Origin of the sequence: Magnetococcus sp. PR-3 (assembly GCF_036689865.1) — a bacterium.
Classification (GTDB): Bacteria; Pseudomonadota; Magnetococcia; order Magnetococcales; family Magnetococcaceae; genus Magnetococcus.
Window position 1 is genome coordinate 1 of the sequence record NZ_JBAHUQ010000107.1, and the last position, 285, is coordinate 285.

Annotated in this window: 1 protein-coding gene; it reads right to left on the bottom strand. The window is 45.6% G+C overall.

The window, feature by feature from the left end:
* On the bottom strand, positions 1-285 hold a 285-nt coding region (locus V5T57_RS20750; protein ID WP_332893180.1), incomplete at both ends, for a hypothetical protein.

The following is a 285-nucleotide window of genomic DNA, read 5'->3' on the forward strand; positions in this document are numbered from 1 at the left end:
CTTTTTTTTAGTTTTCACACCAGCGGTGGGCACTTTAGTGACTTCAGTTTGAAACTGGGCCATCTTCTTTTTCATTTGGTTGGAAACCGCGGTTGGACAGCTCTGAGCAACAGGCTTGTACAGAGGGTCCAGAAATCTCTTTTGTACGTTCAAATAGGCATTCTTTAGGGAGGCCGGTAGGCGTTTATTATGCCGACGAAGTTCAGTTTGTAGATCGCTCCGAGCTTGGTTGATTCGTGCGGTTAGTTTGGCGCTGGCCTTGTTGCAATTCTTTTTAGTTTTCAC